Here is a 16,019-nt window from a genome sequence, read left to right as displayed (position 1 = left end):
GTCGGGTGAGCCGGCAGTGACGGTCAGCGGTGGGGGGTGTCCGCGGATCTGGGCGCGGCGCCGGGGGCCTCGCCGAGGCGTTCCCGGTACCAGTGCACGGTCTCCTCCAGGGTCGCCCGCAGGTCAGAGCGCTCGACGGAGCCGAAGAGCGCGTGCATGGCGTCCGGGCGGGCGCACGAGTCGCGGACGTCCCCGGCGCGCGGCGCGCCGTGCGCCACGTCCAGCCGGCGGCCGAGGATGTCCTCGAGGTGGGCGACCAACGCCAGCAGGTCGGTGCTCGTCCCGAACGCCAGGTTCACCGGCCCGGGGTGGGCCAGCCGGCGGCAGGCCGCGTCGGCCAGCAGCCCGGCGACCGCCTCGACGTAGGTGAAGTCCCTGGTCTGCCGGCCGTCGCCGTGCACCGGCAACGGACGTCCACGCAGCGCGGCGTCGATGAACGACGGCACGACGGCGGCGTGGGCGCGCCGGGCCGGCTGGTACGGGCCGTAGACGTTGAACAGCCGCGCGACCAGGACCGGCAGCCCGAAGCTCGCCTGGTGCGCCAGGGCGTACCCCTCGGCCGCCAGCGCGCTGGCCGCGTACGGGCTGGTCGGACGCGGCGGGTCGTCCTCGGTCTGGGGGCGGCCGCCGGACGTCCCGTACACCAGAGCGGAGGAGACGACCACCACGTGGGTCTCGCCCCGCTGCGCCACGTCGAGCACGGTCAGTGTGCCGGTCGCATTGACGTGGTGGGTGGCCAGCGGGTCGAGCAGCGAGCGCTCGACGGAGGGCCGCGCAGCCAGGTGGACGACGCTGTCCGCCCCGGTGCAGGCGTCCTCCAGCAGCTCACGGTCGGTGACGCTGCCGAGGACGAGGCGCGCGGGCAGGCCGAGCAGGTTCGACCGGGCTCCGGTGCTGAGGTCGTCGACCACGACCACCTCACAGCCATGGGCCAGCAGCGCACGGGTCAGGTGGGCACCGATGAACCCGGCGCCCCCGGTCACCACGACCCTCATCGTCCGAATCACTCCCCATGAGCACATCAAGCGACGATAAGCAACCGATCAGATACCCATAGTAATCGAGTCGAGGGAAGCGGCCGGCGATACCGCACATCCCGTGGCGGCGCACCCTCCAGGCGGGCGGCACCGCCCGACGGGATCGACTACTCAGAGTGTCTGATTGAACGGGAGCCGTCATCGCTCTACGGTCGGCCCCGTGCCAGACCTCGGACGCCAGCTCGTCATCGTGGGAGCCGGCGGCCACGGCCGCGAGCTCCTCGACCTCGTCGAGGCGGTCAACGCCGCCAGCGACCGGGACATCTACCGGTTCCTCGGGTTCCTCGACGACGGCGAGGTCGATCCCGACCCGCTCGCCCGGCGCGGGAGCACCGTGCTGGGCGGGCTCGACCTGCTGGCCAGCCTCGAGGCCGACTACCTGATCGGCGTCGGCGCGGCGGCCTCACGGGCCCGCATCGACCGGTACGCCAGCGCGTGCGGACGGCGCCCGGCCACGATCGTCCATCCCCGCGCCCACCTGGGCGGCGACGTGAAGCTCGGGCCGGGCACCGTGGTCTGCGCGCTCGCGAGCCTCACCACCAACATCGAGACGGGCCGGCACGTCCTGGTGAACATCGGTGCCGGCATCGCGCACGACTGCCGCCTCGGCGACTACGCGACGCTCGCCCCCGGCGCCCGGATCGGCGGCGGCGTCGAGGTCGGCCCCGGCGCCTGGGTGGGGATGCAGGCCAGCGTCGTGCGGAGCCGGCGGATCGGCGCCGGGGCGGTGGTCGGCGCCGGGGCGGTCGTCACCGGCGACGTGCGCCCCGGACTCGTCGTGGCCGGGGTGCCGGCCCGCCCGATCGACCCGTCCGACGCCGGTGCGGACGCCGCCCGGCCACCGATAGTGGAACCGAGGACACCCGAACCCCAGTCCGGGGCACCCCGAGCCGACCTATGATCGGGAGGTGCACCGCTGGTTCGACCTCGCAGGCACTGACAACACCCGTGACCTCGGCGGGATGCCGACGTCCGACGGGCGCCTGACCCGGTCGGGCGCCTTCCTGCGCAGCGACACCCTGCAGGAGCTGACCACCGCCGACGTGGCCCGGCTGCGCGAGGTGTTCGGCCTGCGGACGGTGCTCGACCTGCGGGCCCGGGTGGAGGCCGCGCGGGAGGGCCGCGGCCCGCTGGAGTACGAGGACGTGGCCTACCACAACCACTCGTTCCTGCCCGGCGAATGGATCATGCCGGACGATCCCCGGTTCCCCGCGATCGTGAAGGACCTCGACTCGGTCGACCGGGTCGAGCACTACCTGGACTACCTCCGCCTGGCCGGGGACGCCGTGGCCGAATCCATCCGCCTGCTCGCCCAGCCGGTGACGGGGCCGGCACTGTTCCACTGTGCCGCCGGCAAGGACCGCACCGGCGTACTGTCGGCGCTCCTGCTCGGGATCGTCGGCGTCGACGACGAGGCGATCATCAAGGACTACACCCTGACCAACGAGCGCATCGCCCGGGTCGACGCCCGGCTCGCCCGCCGCCCGTCCTACAACCGGCCCGAGGATCCGCTGACCATCGACAAGATGAGCTGCCGGCCGGAGGTCATGCGCGGTTTTCTCGGCGGTGTCGCCGAGATCTGGGGTGGTCCGGCCGCCTGGGCGCGCGGGGCGGGCGTCCCCGAGGAGGACCTGCGCTCGCTGCGGTCACGGCTTGTCGGGTGAGGGGGGGCGACGGCTGGAACGGCCGCGGCGAAGACCACAATCGCTCGGACACATCACCCGTACGGAACGGACAACAGGAGGCATGATCCGGCGCGCGCCCGTCACCGCGGTCCTGGCCGTGGTCATCGTGATCGCGCTGCTGTCCGGATGCAGCCACATCTTCGAACGACCCTTCGCCGACGTGCCCGCCGACCTGATCCCCGTGTTCCAGGCCGCGGCGGCCACCTACGGGGTCCTCAGCGCGGCGCAGCTCGCCGCGCAGGCCAGGGTGGAGAGCAGCTTCGATCCCGCGGCCGTCTCGCACGCCGGCGCCCGCGGCATGATGCAGTTCCTCCCGACCACCTGGGCGGAGTTCGGCATCGACGGCAGCGGCGACGGCCGCGCCGACCCCCTCGAGCCCCGCGACGCGATCGTCTCGGCGGCCCACTACGAGGCACACCTGGCCGAGGCCGTGGCCAATCTGCCCGGGGATCGCATCTCCCTGGTGCTCGCGGCCTACAACGCGGGGCCGGACGCCGTCCGCGTCGCGGGAGGCATCCCGGACTTCGACGAGACCCGCTCCTATGTCGCTCGGGTGCATGACTGGGCCGCCACCTATCGGGACCAGCTCTGACGGCGTGACATGCTCGACGCCGTGGCAGCAGACCGGTCCGGCGAGGCATCCGCGCACGAACCCCCGGCCGGTCCGGGATCGCCGGCGGAGGGCGCTCCGCTGCCCCCGTCCCTCTCGCCGGCCACCGCGGCCTCCTTCTCCTCCTCCACCCCCGTCTCCTCGACGTCGGGGCCCGGCCACGTCGTGCCGCCGGCCCGGACCGCGCCGCCCGCGCGGGACGACGCCCTCGGCGGCGCACCGGCCGGCCGCGCGCTTCCGCCCCGCGGCTCCACCGACGAGGTGATCCGCCGGGTCGAGCTGGCGAGCGGCCGGCTCGCCTCGCGGGCGGTCACCCGGATGACCGAGGTGCTCCCCTGGTACCCGGCGATGTCCGCCCGGCACCGCGCCGACATTCAGCTCGTGGTGCAGGCCGGGATCTCGTCGTTCGTCGAGTGGTGCCGCCGCCCCGAGCACGCCCGGGAGCTGTCCGGCGACGTCTTCCGGGTCGCGCCCCGCGAGCTGGTGCGGGCGGTGACCTTCCGCCGACTGGTCGACCTCGTCCGGGTCGCCGTCGAGGCGATCGAGGCCGAGGTGCCGACGCTGGCCGGCCCGGAGCACGAGCAGCGGCTGCTCGCCGACGTGTTGCGCTACTCCCGGGACATCGCGTTCGCCGGCGCGGTCGTGTACGCGCGGGCCGCCGAGGAGCGCGGTGCGTGGGACGCCCGGCTGGAGGCGCTGGTCGTCGACCACGTGGTGCGCGGCGAGGTCGACCGCGGCCTGCCGTCGCGGGCCGCCGCGGTCGGCTGGCGCAACCCGCCGTCGGTCACCGTCGTCGTCGGCGCGGCGCCGCCGACCTCGCCCGAGGTCGCCGTCGACGAGGTGCACCGGCTGGCGCGGGGAGCCGGCCTCGAGGTGCTCGCCGGGGTCCACCACGACCGGCTCGTGATGGTCGTCGGCGGTGCCTTCGGCCCTGATGACGGCGACCCGCCGGGCCCGCCGGCGACCAGCGGCGGAAGCGGGCCCGGCAGCGTTGGGCACGGTGGGTCTGGGCACGGTGGGAGTGGGCACGGTGGGAGTGGGCCTGGCGGCGTCGGCGGGTCCGCGTCCGCCGCGACGGGTACCGGGGGCGGGTCCGGCCGCGGCGACACCCCGCCGCCGTCCGGCGACGCCGACACCGCGCTGGAGGCCGCCCGCGCGCTGCTGCCCGCCTGCGGGCCGGGCCCCGTGGTGGTCGGGCCGATCGCGGGCGATCTCACCGGGGCGCCCCGGTGCGCCCGCGCGGCGCTCGCCGCCGCGGACGTCGTCGCCGCCTGGCCGGCGGCGCCGCGCCCGGTCTCGGCGAGCGCACTGTTGCCGGAGCTCGCGCTGGCCGGTGATCCGGACGCCCGGCAGAGCCTGATCAGGGAGGTCTACCTCCCGCTGCGCCACGCCGGCACCCCGCTGTTGGAGACAGCCGGCGCATACCTCGACTTCGGCGCGTCGCTGGAGGCGACCGCCCGGGCGCTCTACCTTCATCCGAACACGGTGCGTTACCGGCTGCGCAAGGCCGCGGACGTCTGCGGTCTCGATCCCGCCGATCACCGCGAGCGGTTCATACTGCACATCGCTCTGGTACTCGGTCGCCTGGACGGTACGTAACCTACAGGTCAGATCGGACCCGACCCCCGTCCGCGACCCGCCCGCGCGGCCCCTCCCGTCGGTGCGAGAACCGTCACACCAAGCAAATTTACCGCCCTGTCACCGGATTCCGGTCCAGAGGCATGGAGGGGCACTAACGCACCGTCGGAGCCTGCCGCTTTGTAGGACACCGACAACGAGCCGACGAGACATCGGTGACTCGTCGCCAGCGACAACGACCGGCCACACGGGGTTAGGTGAATACGTGCTCGCGATCCTCGCACCAGGACAGGGTGCTCAGACGCCGGGACAGCTCCGTCCCTGGCTGGAACTCGACGGCGTCGAGTCCCGGCTGCGCTGGTGGTCGGCGGCGGCCGGTTTGGACCTCGTCGACATCGGCTGTGAGGCACCGGCGGAGACGATCCGGGATACCGCGGTCGCCCAGCCGCTCATCGTCGCGAACGGGCTGCTGGCCGCCGAGCAGCTCGGCCTGCTGCCGGCGGCCCCCGCCGGCGGCGCCCGCGCCGTCGTGGCCGGGCACAGCGTCGGCGAGATCACCGGCGCCGCGATCACCGGCTCGCTCACCCCGGAGTCGGCGCTGCTGTTCGTCGGCCTGCGGGGCCGCGCGATGGCCGAGGCGTCCGCGCGGACCCCCACCGGGATGACCGCGCTGCTCGGTGGCGACCCGGACGAGGTCGCCGCGGCGCTGGAGGGAATGGGCCTCACCGCCGCGAACCGCAACGGCGCCGGGCAGATCGTCGCCGCGGGCACGCTCGAGGACCTCGCGAAACTCGCCGACTCCCCGCCACCGAAGACGAAGCTGCGGCCCCTGTCCGTAGCCGGCGCGTTCCACACCCACCACATGGCCTCGGCCGGCGACGCGCTGCGCGCCGTCGCGGGCGGCATCCGGCCCGGGGCTCCGGTCCTCGGCCAGCTCTCCAACGCCGACGGCGCCGCGGTGCACGACGGCGCCGACCTCCTCACCCGGCTGGTCACCCAGGTGGCGGCACCGGTGCGCTGGGATCTGTGCCTGGCCGCCATGCGCGAGGCCGGGGTGACCGCCGTGATCGAGCTGCCGCCCGCCGGCACGCTCGCCGGCATCGCCCGGCGCGAGCTGCGGGGAGCGAAGATCGTCGCGGTGAAGACGCCCGCCGATCTGGACGCCGCCCGCGAGCTCGTCGCCGAGTACCTGCCCCCCGCCGGAGTGGCCGTGCCGACCCAGACCGAGTCCCTGGTCGGGGAGACCTCATGACAGGGGCGCGGTTGCTGGGGCTGGGCACCTACCGCCCGGGCCGGCTGGTCACCAACGACGAGATCACCCGGCAGGTCGACACCTCGGACCTCTGGATCCGCACCCGGACCGGCATCTCGACCCGGCGGATCGCCGACGACGACGAGACCACGGTCGCGATGGGGGTCAGCGCCGCGGACAAGGCGCTGGCCGCCGCCGGGCTGGCCGCCCGCGACGTCGACGCCGTGATCGGGGCGACCTGCACGGCGCCGTCCCAGATCCCGGGCACCGCGCCGCAGGTCGCCGCCCGGCTCGGTGCGTCGGCCGCGGGGACCTTCGACATCAACGGCGGGTGCGCCGGCTTCTGCTACGCCGTCTCCACCGCGGCGGACATGGTGCGGGCCGGCAGCGCCCGGCACGTGCTGGTCGTCGCGACCGAGCGGCTCTCCGACTACACCGACTGGAGTGACCGTTCCACCTGCATCCTGCTCGCGGACGGCGCCGGCGCGGTCGTGATCGGCGCCGCCGAGACCGATCACATCGGCCCGGCTGTCTGGGGCCACGACGGGTCGCGGCCCGAGGCGATCCAGGTTCCCGGGCGGGGCGACAACTCGTTCCGCATGGAGGGCCCGGCCGTGTTCCGTTGGGCCATCTCGCTCGTTCCCACCCTGCGCACGGTCTGCGACCGGGCCGGTGTGGCGCCCGAAGAGCTGGCCGCGATCGTGCCGCACCAGGCGAACCTGCGCATCGTCGAGGCGCTCGCGGGTGGCCTCGGTGTCCCCGACGTGCCGATCGCCCGCGATGTGGTGGACTCCGGCAACACGTCCGCGGCGAGCATCCCGCTGGCGCTCGACCGGATGATGGAAGCCGGCGAGGTCGTCTCGGGCGATCCGGTGCTGCTGTTCGGTTTCGGCGCCGGCCTGACCTACTGCGGACAGGTCGTCCGATGCCCCTGAGCACCGACGTCCCCGAGCACCACATTTCTCCCAGGTACTCCGCTGCCCCCGAGTACCCCGGCCCGAGCCGCGGCCACCCGTGCCGCGACCGGGCCCCGCACCACCGCCGGACGGAGCTGCCCGCGCGGGCCGCCCGTCCAGCCACCGGCTCGGCCGGAACGCTGATCCCGTAACGCACAGGAGGAAAGCCATGTCGCAAACCGATATTCTCGCCGGCCTCGCCGCGATCCTCGAGGAAGTCGCCGGTGTGGACCCGGCCGACGTCACCGCGGACAAGACCTTCATCGACGACCTGGACGTCGACTCGCTCTCCATGGTCGAGGTCGTCGTCGCGGCCGAGGAGAAGTTCGGCGTGAAGATCCCGGACGAGGACGTCAAGACCCTCAAGACCGTCGGCGACGCCGTCTCGTACATCCAGCGGGCGGGTGTCGCCGCGTGACCCCGACCCCCAGGCAGGTCGTCGTCACCGGCCTCGGGGCTACCACTCCCCTCGGCGGCGACGTGCCGTCCACGTGGGAGGGGCTGCTCTCCGGCCGCTCCGGCGCGCGTCGCCTGACCGAGGACTGGGTCGAACAGCTCCCCGTCCACATCGCCGCCCCGCTCGCGGTCGAGCCACCGCTGGGCCGCGTCGAGGCCAGAACTCTCGACCGCAGCCAGCAGATGGCGCTGGTCGCCGCGCGGGAGGCATGGGCCCACGCGGGCTCCCCGGAAGTCGACTCCGAGCGCCTCGCCGTCTGCGTGGCGTCCGGGATCGGCGGGGTGCTGACCCTGCTCAACCAGCACGACGTGCTGCGGGAGCGTGGGGCTCGGCGGGTGTCGCCGCACGTCGTGCCGATGCTGATGCCAAACGGCCCGGCGAGCACGGTCGGCCTGGCGTTCGGTGCCAAGGCCGGTGTGCACGCGCCGGTCAGCGCGTGTGCGTCCGGCTCGGAGGCGATCGCGCTGGCGCTGGACATCATCCGCGCCGGCCGGGCGGACATCGTGATCGCCGGCGGCACGGAGGCGGCGATCGCCGCCCTGCCGATCGCCGGGTTCGCGCAGATGCAGGCGCTCTCCCGGCGTAACGACGCTCCCGAGACCGCCTCACGGCCGTTCGACAAGGCCCGGGACGGCTTCCTGCTCGGCGAGGGCGCGGCGGTCATCGTGGTGGAGGCGGCGGAGCACGCGCAGGCACGCGGCGCGCGGGTCCTCGGGACCCTCGCCGGCGCCGGCATCAGCTCGGACGCCTACCACGTGGCCGCGACGGATCCGACCGGTGCCGGCGCGGCCCGGGCGATCCGGGCGGCGCTGCGCTCGGCCTCCCTGGAGCCCGAGGACGTCATCCACGTCAACGCGCACGCGACGTCGACCCCGACCGGAGACGTCGCCGAGTCGATCGCGCTTCGGCTGGCGCTGGGCTCCGCGCTCGACTCGATCGCGGTGACCTCGACCAAGTCGATGACCGGCCACCTGCTCGGGGCGGCCGGCGCGCTGGAGGCCGTGGTCACGCTGCTCTCGCTGCGCGAGCGCGTCGTCCCCGCGACGCGCAATCTCGACGCGCTCGACGACGAGATCGCCCTGGATGTCGTGAGCATCGACAACCGGGAGCTCGGCACCGGCGCGGGCCTGTCGAACTCGTTCGGGTTCGGTGGGCACGACGTCTGTCTCGCGTTCACGGTGTAGGACGCACGCCCGGCGCCCCGAGGGAAGACCGTGCCGCCGCCGCGGCGGCGGCACGCCCGGGGGCGCCGGGACGGTTCGCCGGGATCCAAGCCCCGGCCAGGAAACACCTCACGGTGGCCGCACCGGGGCCGCCATCTGCGCAGGAGCAGGCTGATACCGCTCAACCAAGGAGACCTACGGTGAGTCTGTCCACCATCGACCGCACCGATTCCCGAACTCCCGTCTCGCGGCTGAGCCGCTTCTTCGACCCGGACACGCTCTCGCTGTTCGCCTCCGCCGACGGTTCGGGTGTCGTGGCCGGCCAGGGCCTCGTCGACGGCAACGAGGTCGTCGCCTTCGCCACCGACCCCACGGTCCAGGGCGGCGCGATGGGCCGGGACGGCTGCGCGCGCATCGTGCACGCGATCGAGTCGGCCGTCCGGATGAGCTGCCCCGTGATCGGTATCTGGCACTCCGGGGGCGCCCGCCTGCAGGAGGGTGTGGCCTCGCTCGACGGCGTCGGCCGGGTGTTCGCCGCGACGGTCCGCGCCTCGGGACGGGTGCCACAGATCTCGCTGGTCCTCGGGGCCGCGGCCGGCGGCGCCGCCTACGGCCCGGCGCTCACCGACCTGGTCATCACCGGGCCCGACGCGAAGGTCTTCGTCACCGGCCCGGACGTCGTCCGCTCGGTGACCGGCGAGGAGTGCACGGCCGACAGCCTCGGCGGCCCCGAGGTCCACTCGACCCGCAGCGGTGTCGTCCACCTCGCCTGCGACACCGACGACGCCGCGTTCGACCGGACCCGCGCGATCACCGCGCTGCTGGCCGACCAGGGCTCCATCGGCCACGTCGCCGAGCGTGAGCTCGGCGATCTGCTGCCGGAGAACCCCCGCCGCGCCTACGACGTGCGACCGCTCGTCGCCGGCCTGCTCGACGACGAGGTCGTCGAGCTGCACCCCAAGTGGGCTCGCAACATCGTCACGGCCCTCGGCCGCCTCGGCGGGCGGACGGTCGGCGTGGTGGCGAACAACCCGCTGCGCCGCGGTGGCTGCCTCGACGCGCTCTCGGCGGAGAAGGCCTCGCGGTTCGTGCGGATGTGCGACTCGTTCGGGATCCCGCTCGTGGTGCTCGTCGACGTCCCCGGCTACCTGCCCGGCGTGGGCCAGGAGTGGGAGGGTGTGGTCCGGCGCGGCGCGAAACTGCTCTACGCCTTCTCCGAGTGCACCGTGCCCCGGGTCACCGTCGTCACCCGCAAGGCCTACGGCGGCGCGTACATCGCGATGAACGCCCGCTGCCTGGGCGCGACCGCGGTCTACGCGTGGCCGACCGCGCAGCTCGCGGTCATGGGGGCGGAGGCCGCGGTCGGCATCCTGCACCGCCGGCAGCTGGCCGAGGTGCCCGCCCAGCGCCGCCCGGACGTGATGGCCGAGCTGGCCGAGGAGCACGTCCGCACCGTCGGCGGGATCGACCGCGCGGTGGAGCTGGGCGTGGTGGACGCGGTCGTCACACCGGCGACGACCCGCGGGGCGGTCGCGGCCGCGCTCGCCGACGCGGTCGCCGCGGCCCGGGTGGACAAGAACGTTCACGGCAACATCCCTCTGTAGTTCCTCCCGCTCCGCCCGGCCCGCCGGCCGGGGCGCCGGCCCTCGGCGGCTCCGGCCCTCGACGGTGCTGGACTTCAGCGGCGCTGGACTTCGAGACGTGGCGGCCGGGCGAGTCTCTGGACTCCCCCGGCCGCCACGTCTCATCTCGGGGCTGTCGCCCTCCGGCCCGTGCTCCCGGGCCTCGCCACCGGACGCCGTCGCGGCCCACCGGGCCCGCCCGGCGCAGTGGGCCCGCCCGGCGCAGTGGGCCCGTCACGACCCAGGGGGCTCAGACCCGCCCGGGAGACGTGGGCTCTCCGACTCGGCCAGGCGGATCCACGTCCGGACGACGTTGCCCATCTGACGGGGGTTCATCCACAGGGCCGCGCGGGCGAAGATCGGGTCGGCGCTGCGCGCGAGCTCGCCGCGCGCGGCCTCCAGCGCGGGGGCGATGGCGCGGACGTGGTCGAAGCTGATCGTGCCCGTCCGGAAGGCCTCCGCGGTCACCGGCAGGGATCGCAGCGCGCGCGCCACCGTAAGCGCCGAGGTCGTCGTGGGGTGGACAAGCCTGCACTCCCGGCGCAGCCAGGCGGCCGCCGACCGGGCACCGTCGAGGTTCCACAGCTCGCGCCGGTCGAACTCCGCGAGCAGACGGACCCAGCAGGCGTCGGTGGCGTCGACGAGCCGGCGCACGTCCATCACCAGCAGGGCGAGCTCGGCGTCCGGCACCTCTCCGGGATCCACGGCCGCCAGCCGGGCCACCTGCGCGTCGAGATCCTTCACAGCCGCCTCCTTGTCCGACACCCGCACTCCACTCACTGAACGCCCCGTGTGCGGCGCCACCCCACGCGCCCGCCACCTCCGCAGGCCCTGCCGACGGGGCCTGCCCTACCGGCGGCCCCTGCCCCGCCTGCGGGCAGCGCCTGCCCACCCGGCCACACCGAGACCGTCGAACACATGTTCGAATGCTAGGGCATCATCACCCAGCCACCAAGCCGCGGCCCGGATACATGACCGATCCGCGACCCCGAGCCACCCTGCTCCACCCTCGTTCCCACCCGCCCACGAAATACTTAGCTGCGCGAAATAAATATCGGCCGGGGCGTGTTGTGAACCTCGGAGGTGCACCGCATGAGTCGTTCGGACCAGGTCACGTCGAGGACGAGCGCAGGAGGCGCGGAGGAGGCAGGCACCCGGGCGCTGTCGTCCACAGGCACCTTCGCCGCCCTACAGGTACCGAACTTCCGCCTCTTCCTCGGCGGTCAGGTGGTCTCGCTCTGCGGGACCTGGATGCAGATGATCGCCCTGGGCTGGCTGGTGCTGTCGCTCGGCGCGTCCGGCACCGAACTCGGGCTCGTCACCGCGGCCCAGTTCCTGCCCGTGCTGCTGTTCGGCGCCTACGGCGGGCTGATCGCCGACCGCTCGAACACCCGCAGGCTCCTGATCACCACCCAGATCATTCTCGGTTCCCTCGCCGTCCTGCTCGGCGTCCTGGACCTGACGGGCACGGCCCAGCTGTGGATGGTCGCCGCCGTCGCGGCGGCGATCGGGATGACCAGCGCGGTGGACAACCCGGCGCGGCAGAGCTTCGTCCAGGAGATGGTGGGGTCGGAGTTCCTGCCCAACGCCGTCACGCTGAACTCGGTGACCATGAACGCGGCCCGGGTCGTCGGGCCGGGCATCGCCGGCATCCTCATCAGCCTGGTAGGCACCAGCGGCTGTTTCCTGCTGAACGGCGCCTCGTTCGTCGCCGTGGTCATCGCGCTGCAGCGGATCGACACCGCGGCGCTGGTGCGCCGACGTCCCGTGCCGCGGGCACCGGGGCAGGTGCGCTCCGGGCTCGCCTACGCGATGCGGACGCCGAGCCTGCGGATCCCGCTGCTCATGATGGCCGTGATCGGAGCGTTGTCCTACGAGTTCCAGGTCGTGCTGCCGCTCGTGGCACGTGAGACCTTTGCCGGGTCGGCCGCGACGTACAGCCTTCTCACCGGCGCGATGGGTGCGGGGGCCGTGGCCGGTGGCCTGGTCGTCGCCCGGCACCGGCGGGTGGGGATCCCGGCCCTGGCGGTCACCTCCGGGGTGTTCGGCGTGGTCACCCTGGTAGCAGCCGCGGCCCCGGTGCTGGCGCTGGAGGTCGCCGCGCTCGTGGTGGTCGGCGCGGCGAGCGTCGCGTTCATCTCCACCGGCAACGCGACCGTGCAACTCTCCGCGGCACCGGAGATGCGTGGCCGGGTGATGGCCCTGTGGTCGGTGGCGTTCCTCGGCTCGACCCCGGTCGGCGGCCCGATCGCGGGCTGGGTGTCCGAGACGTTCGGTGCGCGGGCCGGCCTGGCGATGGCCGGCGTGGCGGCGTTGGCCGGATCCGCCTTCGCGGCGGTGTCCCTGCGCAGCCAGGCGGCGCGCGCGCAGGCTGTCCCGGCGGCCGCGGCCAGCCCCGGACCACCGGCCGCGCCAGGCGTCGACCCGCCACTCGCCACAGGCATCGTCACCGCAGAAGGCACCGCGCTCGACGCGGACACAACGCTCACCGGTGGCACCACTCTCATCGCTGGCACAGTGAGCGACGCTGACGCAGCAGGAGACGCTGACACAGCGCTCACCGCCGGCCCCACACACCGCGCTGGCACGGCAGGCGACGCTGACACAGCGCTCACCGCCGGCCCCACACACCGCGCTGGCACGGCAGGCGACGCTGGCACAGTGGGCGACGCTGGCACGGCGGGAGGCACCGCGATGTCGGATGACCCAACTGCGTCCGCGCCGACCGACACCGTGCTCGGTAACCCGGTCGCGGGTGTTCTGAGCGCGGCGGCCGCACCGCAGCGCGGGCCGGCTCTCCAGGACGTCTGACACCCCGCGCCGGGGCTCGGAGATCACGGCTCGGGGCTCGGAGATCACGGCTCGGGGGTCCGAGATCACGGGTCGGGGTCCGAGGTCGGGGGTCGTAGATTGAACGCGAGGAGACCAGCCGTCCACGCGGTCTCGCCCGCGCAGGAGGCGAAGGCGGCCTCATCACCGCGGGACTGCCCCGACCACGGGACTACCCAGACCGCCATCTATCGGGCAAAACACCCCGAATATCGAGGGAACCCGCTCGCCCTTTGGCGCCCTTCTCGCCGTTTCGGGCCGGATTCCGCCGAATCTGGCTACAAAACGGCGAGAAGAAAACCAAAAGGCGAGTAGGCGCGCGGCCAGGGCTCCGACCGGCACCGACACCGCCCGACACCACCGAACACCGACACCGATCGGCACCGCCCGGCCAGTGCCCGTGGCGGGGCGGCGGCGACGTCAGTTGGCGGTGGAGGGGCCCTCCGGGAGTGCCCGTGGCACGGGGGGCGCCCCGCGGGCGGCTGCCCGGCCGAGTTCGGGAAGCTCCCGGAGATCGTCGTGGTGCATCCCGCGGTGTGCCTGAACCGCCGAGCGGTGGTAGTCCTCCGCGACGGCCATGAACCCCGGTTCCATGTAGCGGCGGCCGTCGACCGTCGGGCCGACCGTCCCCTCCATGATGGCCTCGACGTCCTCGCCGGTGATCGTCTTGTGGGTCTCCAGCGCATGGGTGAGGGACAGCACCTCACGCCGGTTCGCGGACAGGACGGCCTCGGTGCGGGCGTAGATCTCCCGCAGCTTGGCCTCGACCTGCTCACCGAAGGGCCGGTCCGAGTCGATGGACGCCTGGCCCATCTGGTGCTCGATCATGCTCAGCCGGGACGCGAGCGTCTCGCCCATCGCGGCCGAGGAGATGTTGCTCGACACCAGCAGGGTGGCGCTGCGCAGGTCACCACCGACACCCACGGTGTTGTCGCCGTCGAAGAACATCCGCTCGCCGGCGAGCGAGGCGAGGGAGACCATCACCTGGACCTCGATCTCCGACTTCCACATGAACATGCGGTCCTCGACCGCGACGTGCGCGACGAACCCGCCGACTCCGCCACGCCGCTCGATGGTCGCCAGGTCGATGACCCGTCCGCGCTGGGTGCGGTAGGCGACGACGGCGTGGCAGGCCTCGTGCAGCGCGATGCTGTGCCGCTCGCGGGCGATGTGCTCGTGGTCGTCGGCGAGGCCGTACTCCTTGACCACCCGGGCCCGCAGCATGTCCTGCCAGGTGATGATCTCGCGGCCGTCCTTGACGGCCTGCACCAGCGCCTCGTTCACCGTGTCCTTGATCGTGGCGCCGGTGGCCTCCGGGCTCATGATGGCGAGGCGCTCGACCTGGTCCGGGGTCAGCTCGTGGCGCACCTTGGCCAGGTAGCCCTCGAAGGTCCGGATCCGGCCCTCCTTGCTGGGGTAGCCGACCTTGTAGATGCGGTCGATGCGCCCGGGCCGCAGCAGCGCCTCGTCCAGCGACTGGGGCATGTTCGTCGCCATCATCACCAGGATGCGGTACTTCGGCGGCGGCTTCGGACGCATGCCGAGGGTCCGCCGGACGATCCGGTTGAGGAATCCGCGGGGCTTCTTCAGGCCGGACATCTCGGTGAGCAGGGCCTGCAGGGTCCCGTCGGCACCGGACCCGCCCATCCCCCCGCCCATGACGAAGTTCTCGCGCTGGGCGTGGTCGCGGGCGATCTGGGCCCGGGCGAACGAGTCCAGGTAGGAGAAGCCGTTGCAGGCGTCCACGGACTCCGCGCCCACCGGCACGCCGAACGGGTTGTGCCCGGTGGAGAAGGCCGCCGCTCCCGCGCCGAGCTTGCCGCCGCCGCTGAAGCCACCGGCGAGCTGACCACGGTTGCCGAGCGTGTCGGCCTCGTCGAAGAAGACGATCACGCCGCCGTAGCGCAGTGACAGCTTGCGCAGCTTGCGGAACAGCGACTTCACCTTCATGATGCCGACGCCCATGAACATCGCCGAGAAGGCGCCCGGGTCGACGAAGACGTAGGGCTTGCCCGTCTCGCCGGCCACCGCCTCGGCGATCAGCGTCTTGCCCGTGCCGGGCGGGCCCCACAGCAGAATGCCGCCGGGGACGTAACCGCCCCTGTCCTCGATCTCCTCGGGGCGCTCCAGGTAGAAGACGTTCTCCTGGACCCGGCTGACGACGTGGTCCTGGCCCCAGACGTCGGCGAAGCGGGTCTTGATGTCCTCGGGGAAGTAGACCTCGACGCCGCCCTTGGAGAGGAACCAGAAGATGGCGACGAACTGCCCGACGACGACCACCAGCAGCAGCACCATCTGCAGGACGAGCGGGATGGCCTTCCACGCCGCGCCGGGCAGGCCGACCGTCGCCTCGAAGATGGACTGGTCGACGATGCGCGCGTAGACGAACAGGAACAGCGCGAACGCGGCCACGACCTTCAGTGCCCGGCTGGCCCGGTACCGGTTCCAGTCGTTGAAGCGCAGCAGCCGGCGCTCGGCGCGGCCGAACACCTTGTCCGTCCAGAACACGTAGTACCGCGACGACCGCTCGCCGAGGAAGATGTGGATCTGGTGGACCACCTCGAGCCCGAACAGGGCCAGGATCCACCAGCTCGACCGCGACTGGATGCGGAACGCGTCGCCCCAGGTCATCAGCGGGTTGCCGGAGACGTCCGCCGCGACCACGAAGGCGAAGAGCGCGCCGAGCAGGAGCAGGAACTTGGTTCTGTCCCACAGCGCCGCGGGACGTCGGCGCGGCGCGGTCGAGGAGTCGGAAGCGGCGTCGCCCGCGGTGGTCTCCCCCGCGGGCGCGGAGGAACCCGAACTGGTCGCCCGGTCGGTTGCGCTCATG

13 protein-coding genes and 1 pseudogene are annotated in these 16,019 nt (G+C 73.3%); 11 read left to right on the top strand and 3 right to left on the bottom strand.

The genetic code is table 11. From position 1 onward, the window contains the following. Positions 1-23: 23 nt before the first annotated feature. Positions 24-995, bottom strand: a complete 972-nt coding sequence (locus E0504_RS38745; protein ID WP_112106398.1) for an NAD-dependent epimerase/dehydratase family protein — start codon at positions 993-995, stop codon at positions 24-26. Positions 996-1,197: 202 nt separating this feature from the next. Between E0504_RS38745 and E0504_RS38740 the strand changes: the two genes are divergently transcribed. The 10 genes from E0504_RS38740 to E0504_RS38695 all read left to right on the top strand — a co-directional run bounded on the left by E0504_RS38740 (position 1,198) and on the right by E0504_RS38695 (position 10,342). Then, positions 1,198-1,938, top strand: coding sequence for a NeuD/PglB/VioB family sugar acetyltransferase (locus tag E0504_RS38740; RefSeq protein ID WP_071061306.1), 741 nt, complete (start codon positions 1,198-1,200; stop codon positions 1,936-1,938). A 7-nt stretch (positions 1,939-1,945) separates the two neighbouring features. Continuing rightward, a complete protein-coding gene (locus tag E0504_RS38735; protein ID WP_112106391.1) occupies positions 1,946-2,701 on the top strand; it encodes a tyrosine-protein phosphatase in 756 nt (251 codons plus the stop codon). Between the two features lie 82 nt (positions 2,702-2,783). Next, positions 2,784-3,314, top strand: coding sequence for a transglycosylase SLT domain-containing protein (locus E0504_RS38730; RefSeq protein WP_112106390.1), 531 nt, complete (start codon positions 2,784-2,786; stop codon positions 3,312-3,314). Positions 3,315-3,323: 9 nt separating this feature from the next. After that, the gene (locus E0504_RS38725; RefSeq protein ID WP_235013994.1) at positions 3,324-4,931 is read left to right on the top strand and encodes a CdaR family transcriptional regulator; all 1,608 of its coding nucleotides are present in this window, start codon (positions 3,324-3,326) and stop codon (positions 4,929-4,931) included. A gap of 244 nt (positions 4,932-5,175) precedes the next feature. Further along, positions 5,176-6,162: an ACP S-malonyltransferase gene (locus E0504_RS38720; RefSeq protein WP_131626852.1), complete on the top strand. Its 987-nt coding sequence runs from the start codon at positions 5,176-5,178 to the stop codon at positions 6,160-6,162. Next, positions 6,159-7,097: a beta-ketoacyl-ACP synthase III gene (locus E0504_RS38715; RefSeq protein WP_071061313.1), complete on the top strand. Its 939-nt coding sequence runs from the start codon at positions 6,159-6,161 to the stop codon at positions 7,095-7,097. The genes E0504_RS38720 and E0504_RS38715 overlap by 4 nt, the downstream gene beginning before the upstream one ends. Further along, positions 7,088-7,270: a hypothetical protein gene (locus tag E0504_RS51530; protein ID WP_112106388.1), complete on the top strand. Its 183-nt coding sequence runs from the start codon at positions 7,088-7,090 to the stop codon at positions 7,268-7,270. Before E0504_RS38715 ends, E0504_RS51530 begins: the two co-directional genes overlap by 10 nt. Before the next feature lie 17 nt (positions 7,271-7,287). Further along, entirely contained in the window at positions 7,288-7,536 is a 249-nt protein-coding gene (locus E0504_RS38705) for an acyl carrier protein (RefSeq protein WP_020458891.1), read from the top strand. Next, positions 7,533-8,759, top strand: a complete 1,227-nt coding sequence (locus E0504_RS38700; protein WP_071061315.1) for a beta-ketoacyl-ACP synthase II — start codon at positions 7,533-7,535, stop codon at positions 8,757-8,759. Before E0504_RS38705 ends, E0504_RS38700 begins: the two co-directional genes overlap by 4 nt. Positions 8,760-8,938: 179 nt before the next feature. Continuing rightward, complete coding sequence (locus tag E0504_RS38695; RefSeq protein WP_041253743.1) at positions 8,939-10,342, top strand: acyl-CoA carboxylase subunit beta; 1,404 nt, start codon at positions 8,939-8,941, stop codon at positions 10,340-10,342. A gap of 252 nt (positions 10,343-10,594) precedes the next feature. On the opposite strand, the gene E0504_RS38690 is transcribed toward E0504_RS38695, so the two are convergent. Continuing rightward, positions 10,595-11,104 (bottom strand): DUF222 domain-containing protein, encoded by a 510-nt coding sequence (locus E0504_RS38690; RefSeq protein WP_112106396.1) that lies wholly within the window; start codon positions 11,102-11,104, stop codon positions 10,595-10,597. Between the two features lie 348 nt (positions 11,105-11,452). On the opposite strand from E0504_RS38690, the pseudogene E0504_RS38685 reads away from it, so the two are divergent. Further along, positions 11,453-12,734 (top strand): annotated as a pseudogene (locus E0504_RS38685) (MFS transporter); the annotation flags it as partial. An 875-nt stretch (positions 12,735-13,609) separates the two neighbouring features. On the opposite strand, the gene E0504_RS38680 reads toward E0504_RS38685, so the two are convergent. Continuing rightward, the gene (locus tag E0504_RS38680; protein WP_131626851.1) at positions 13,610-16,018 is read right to left on the bottom strand and encodes an AAA family ATPase; all 2,409 of its coding nucleotides are present in this window, start codon (positions 16,016-16,018) and stop codon (positions 13,610-13,612) included. Position 16,019 lies beyond the last annotated feature (1 nt).

The sequence above is a fragment of the Parafrankia sp. BMG5.11 genome (assembly GCF_004337455.1).
The sequence above is the reverse complement of the archived record's forward strand: the minus strand, read 5'-3'. Positions and strand labels throughout refer to the sequence as shown.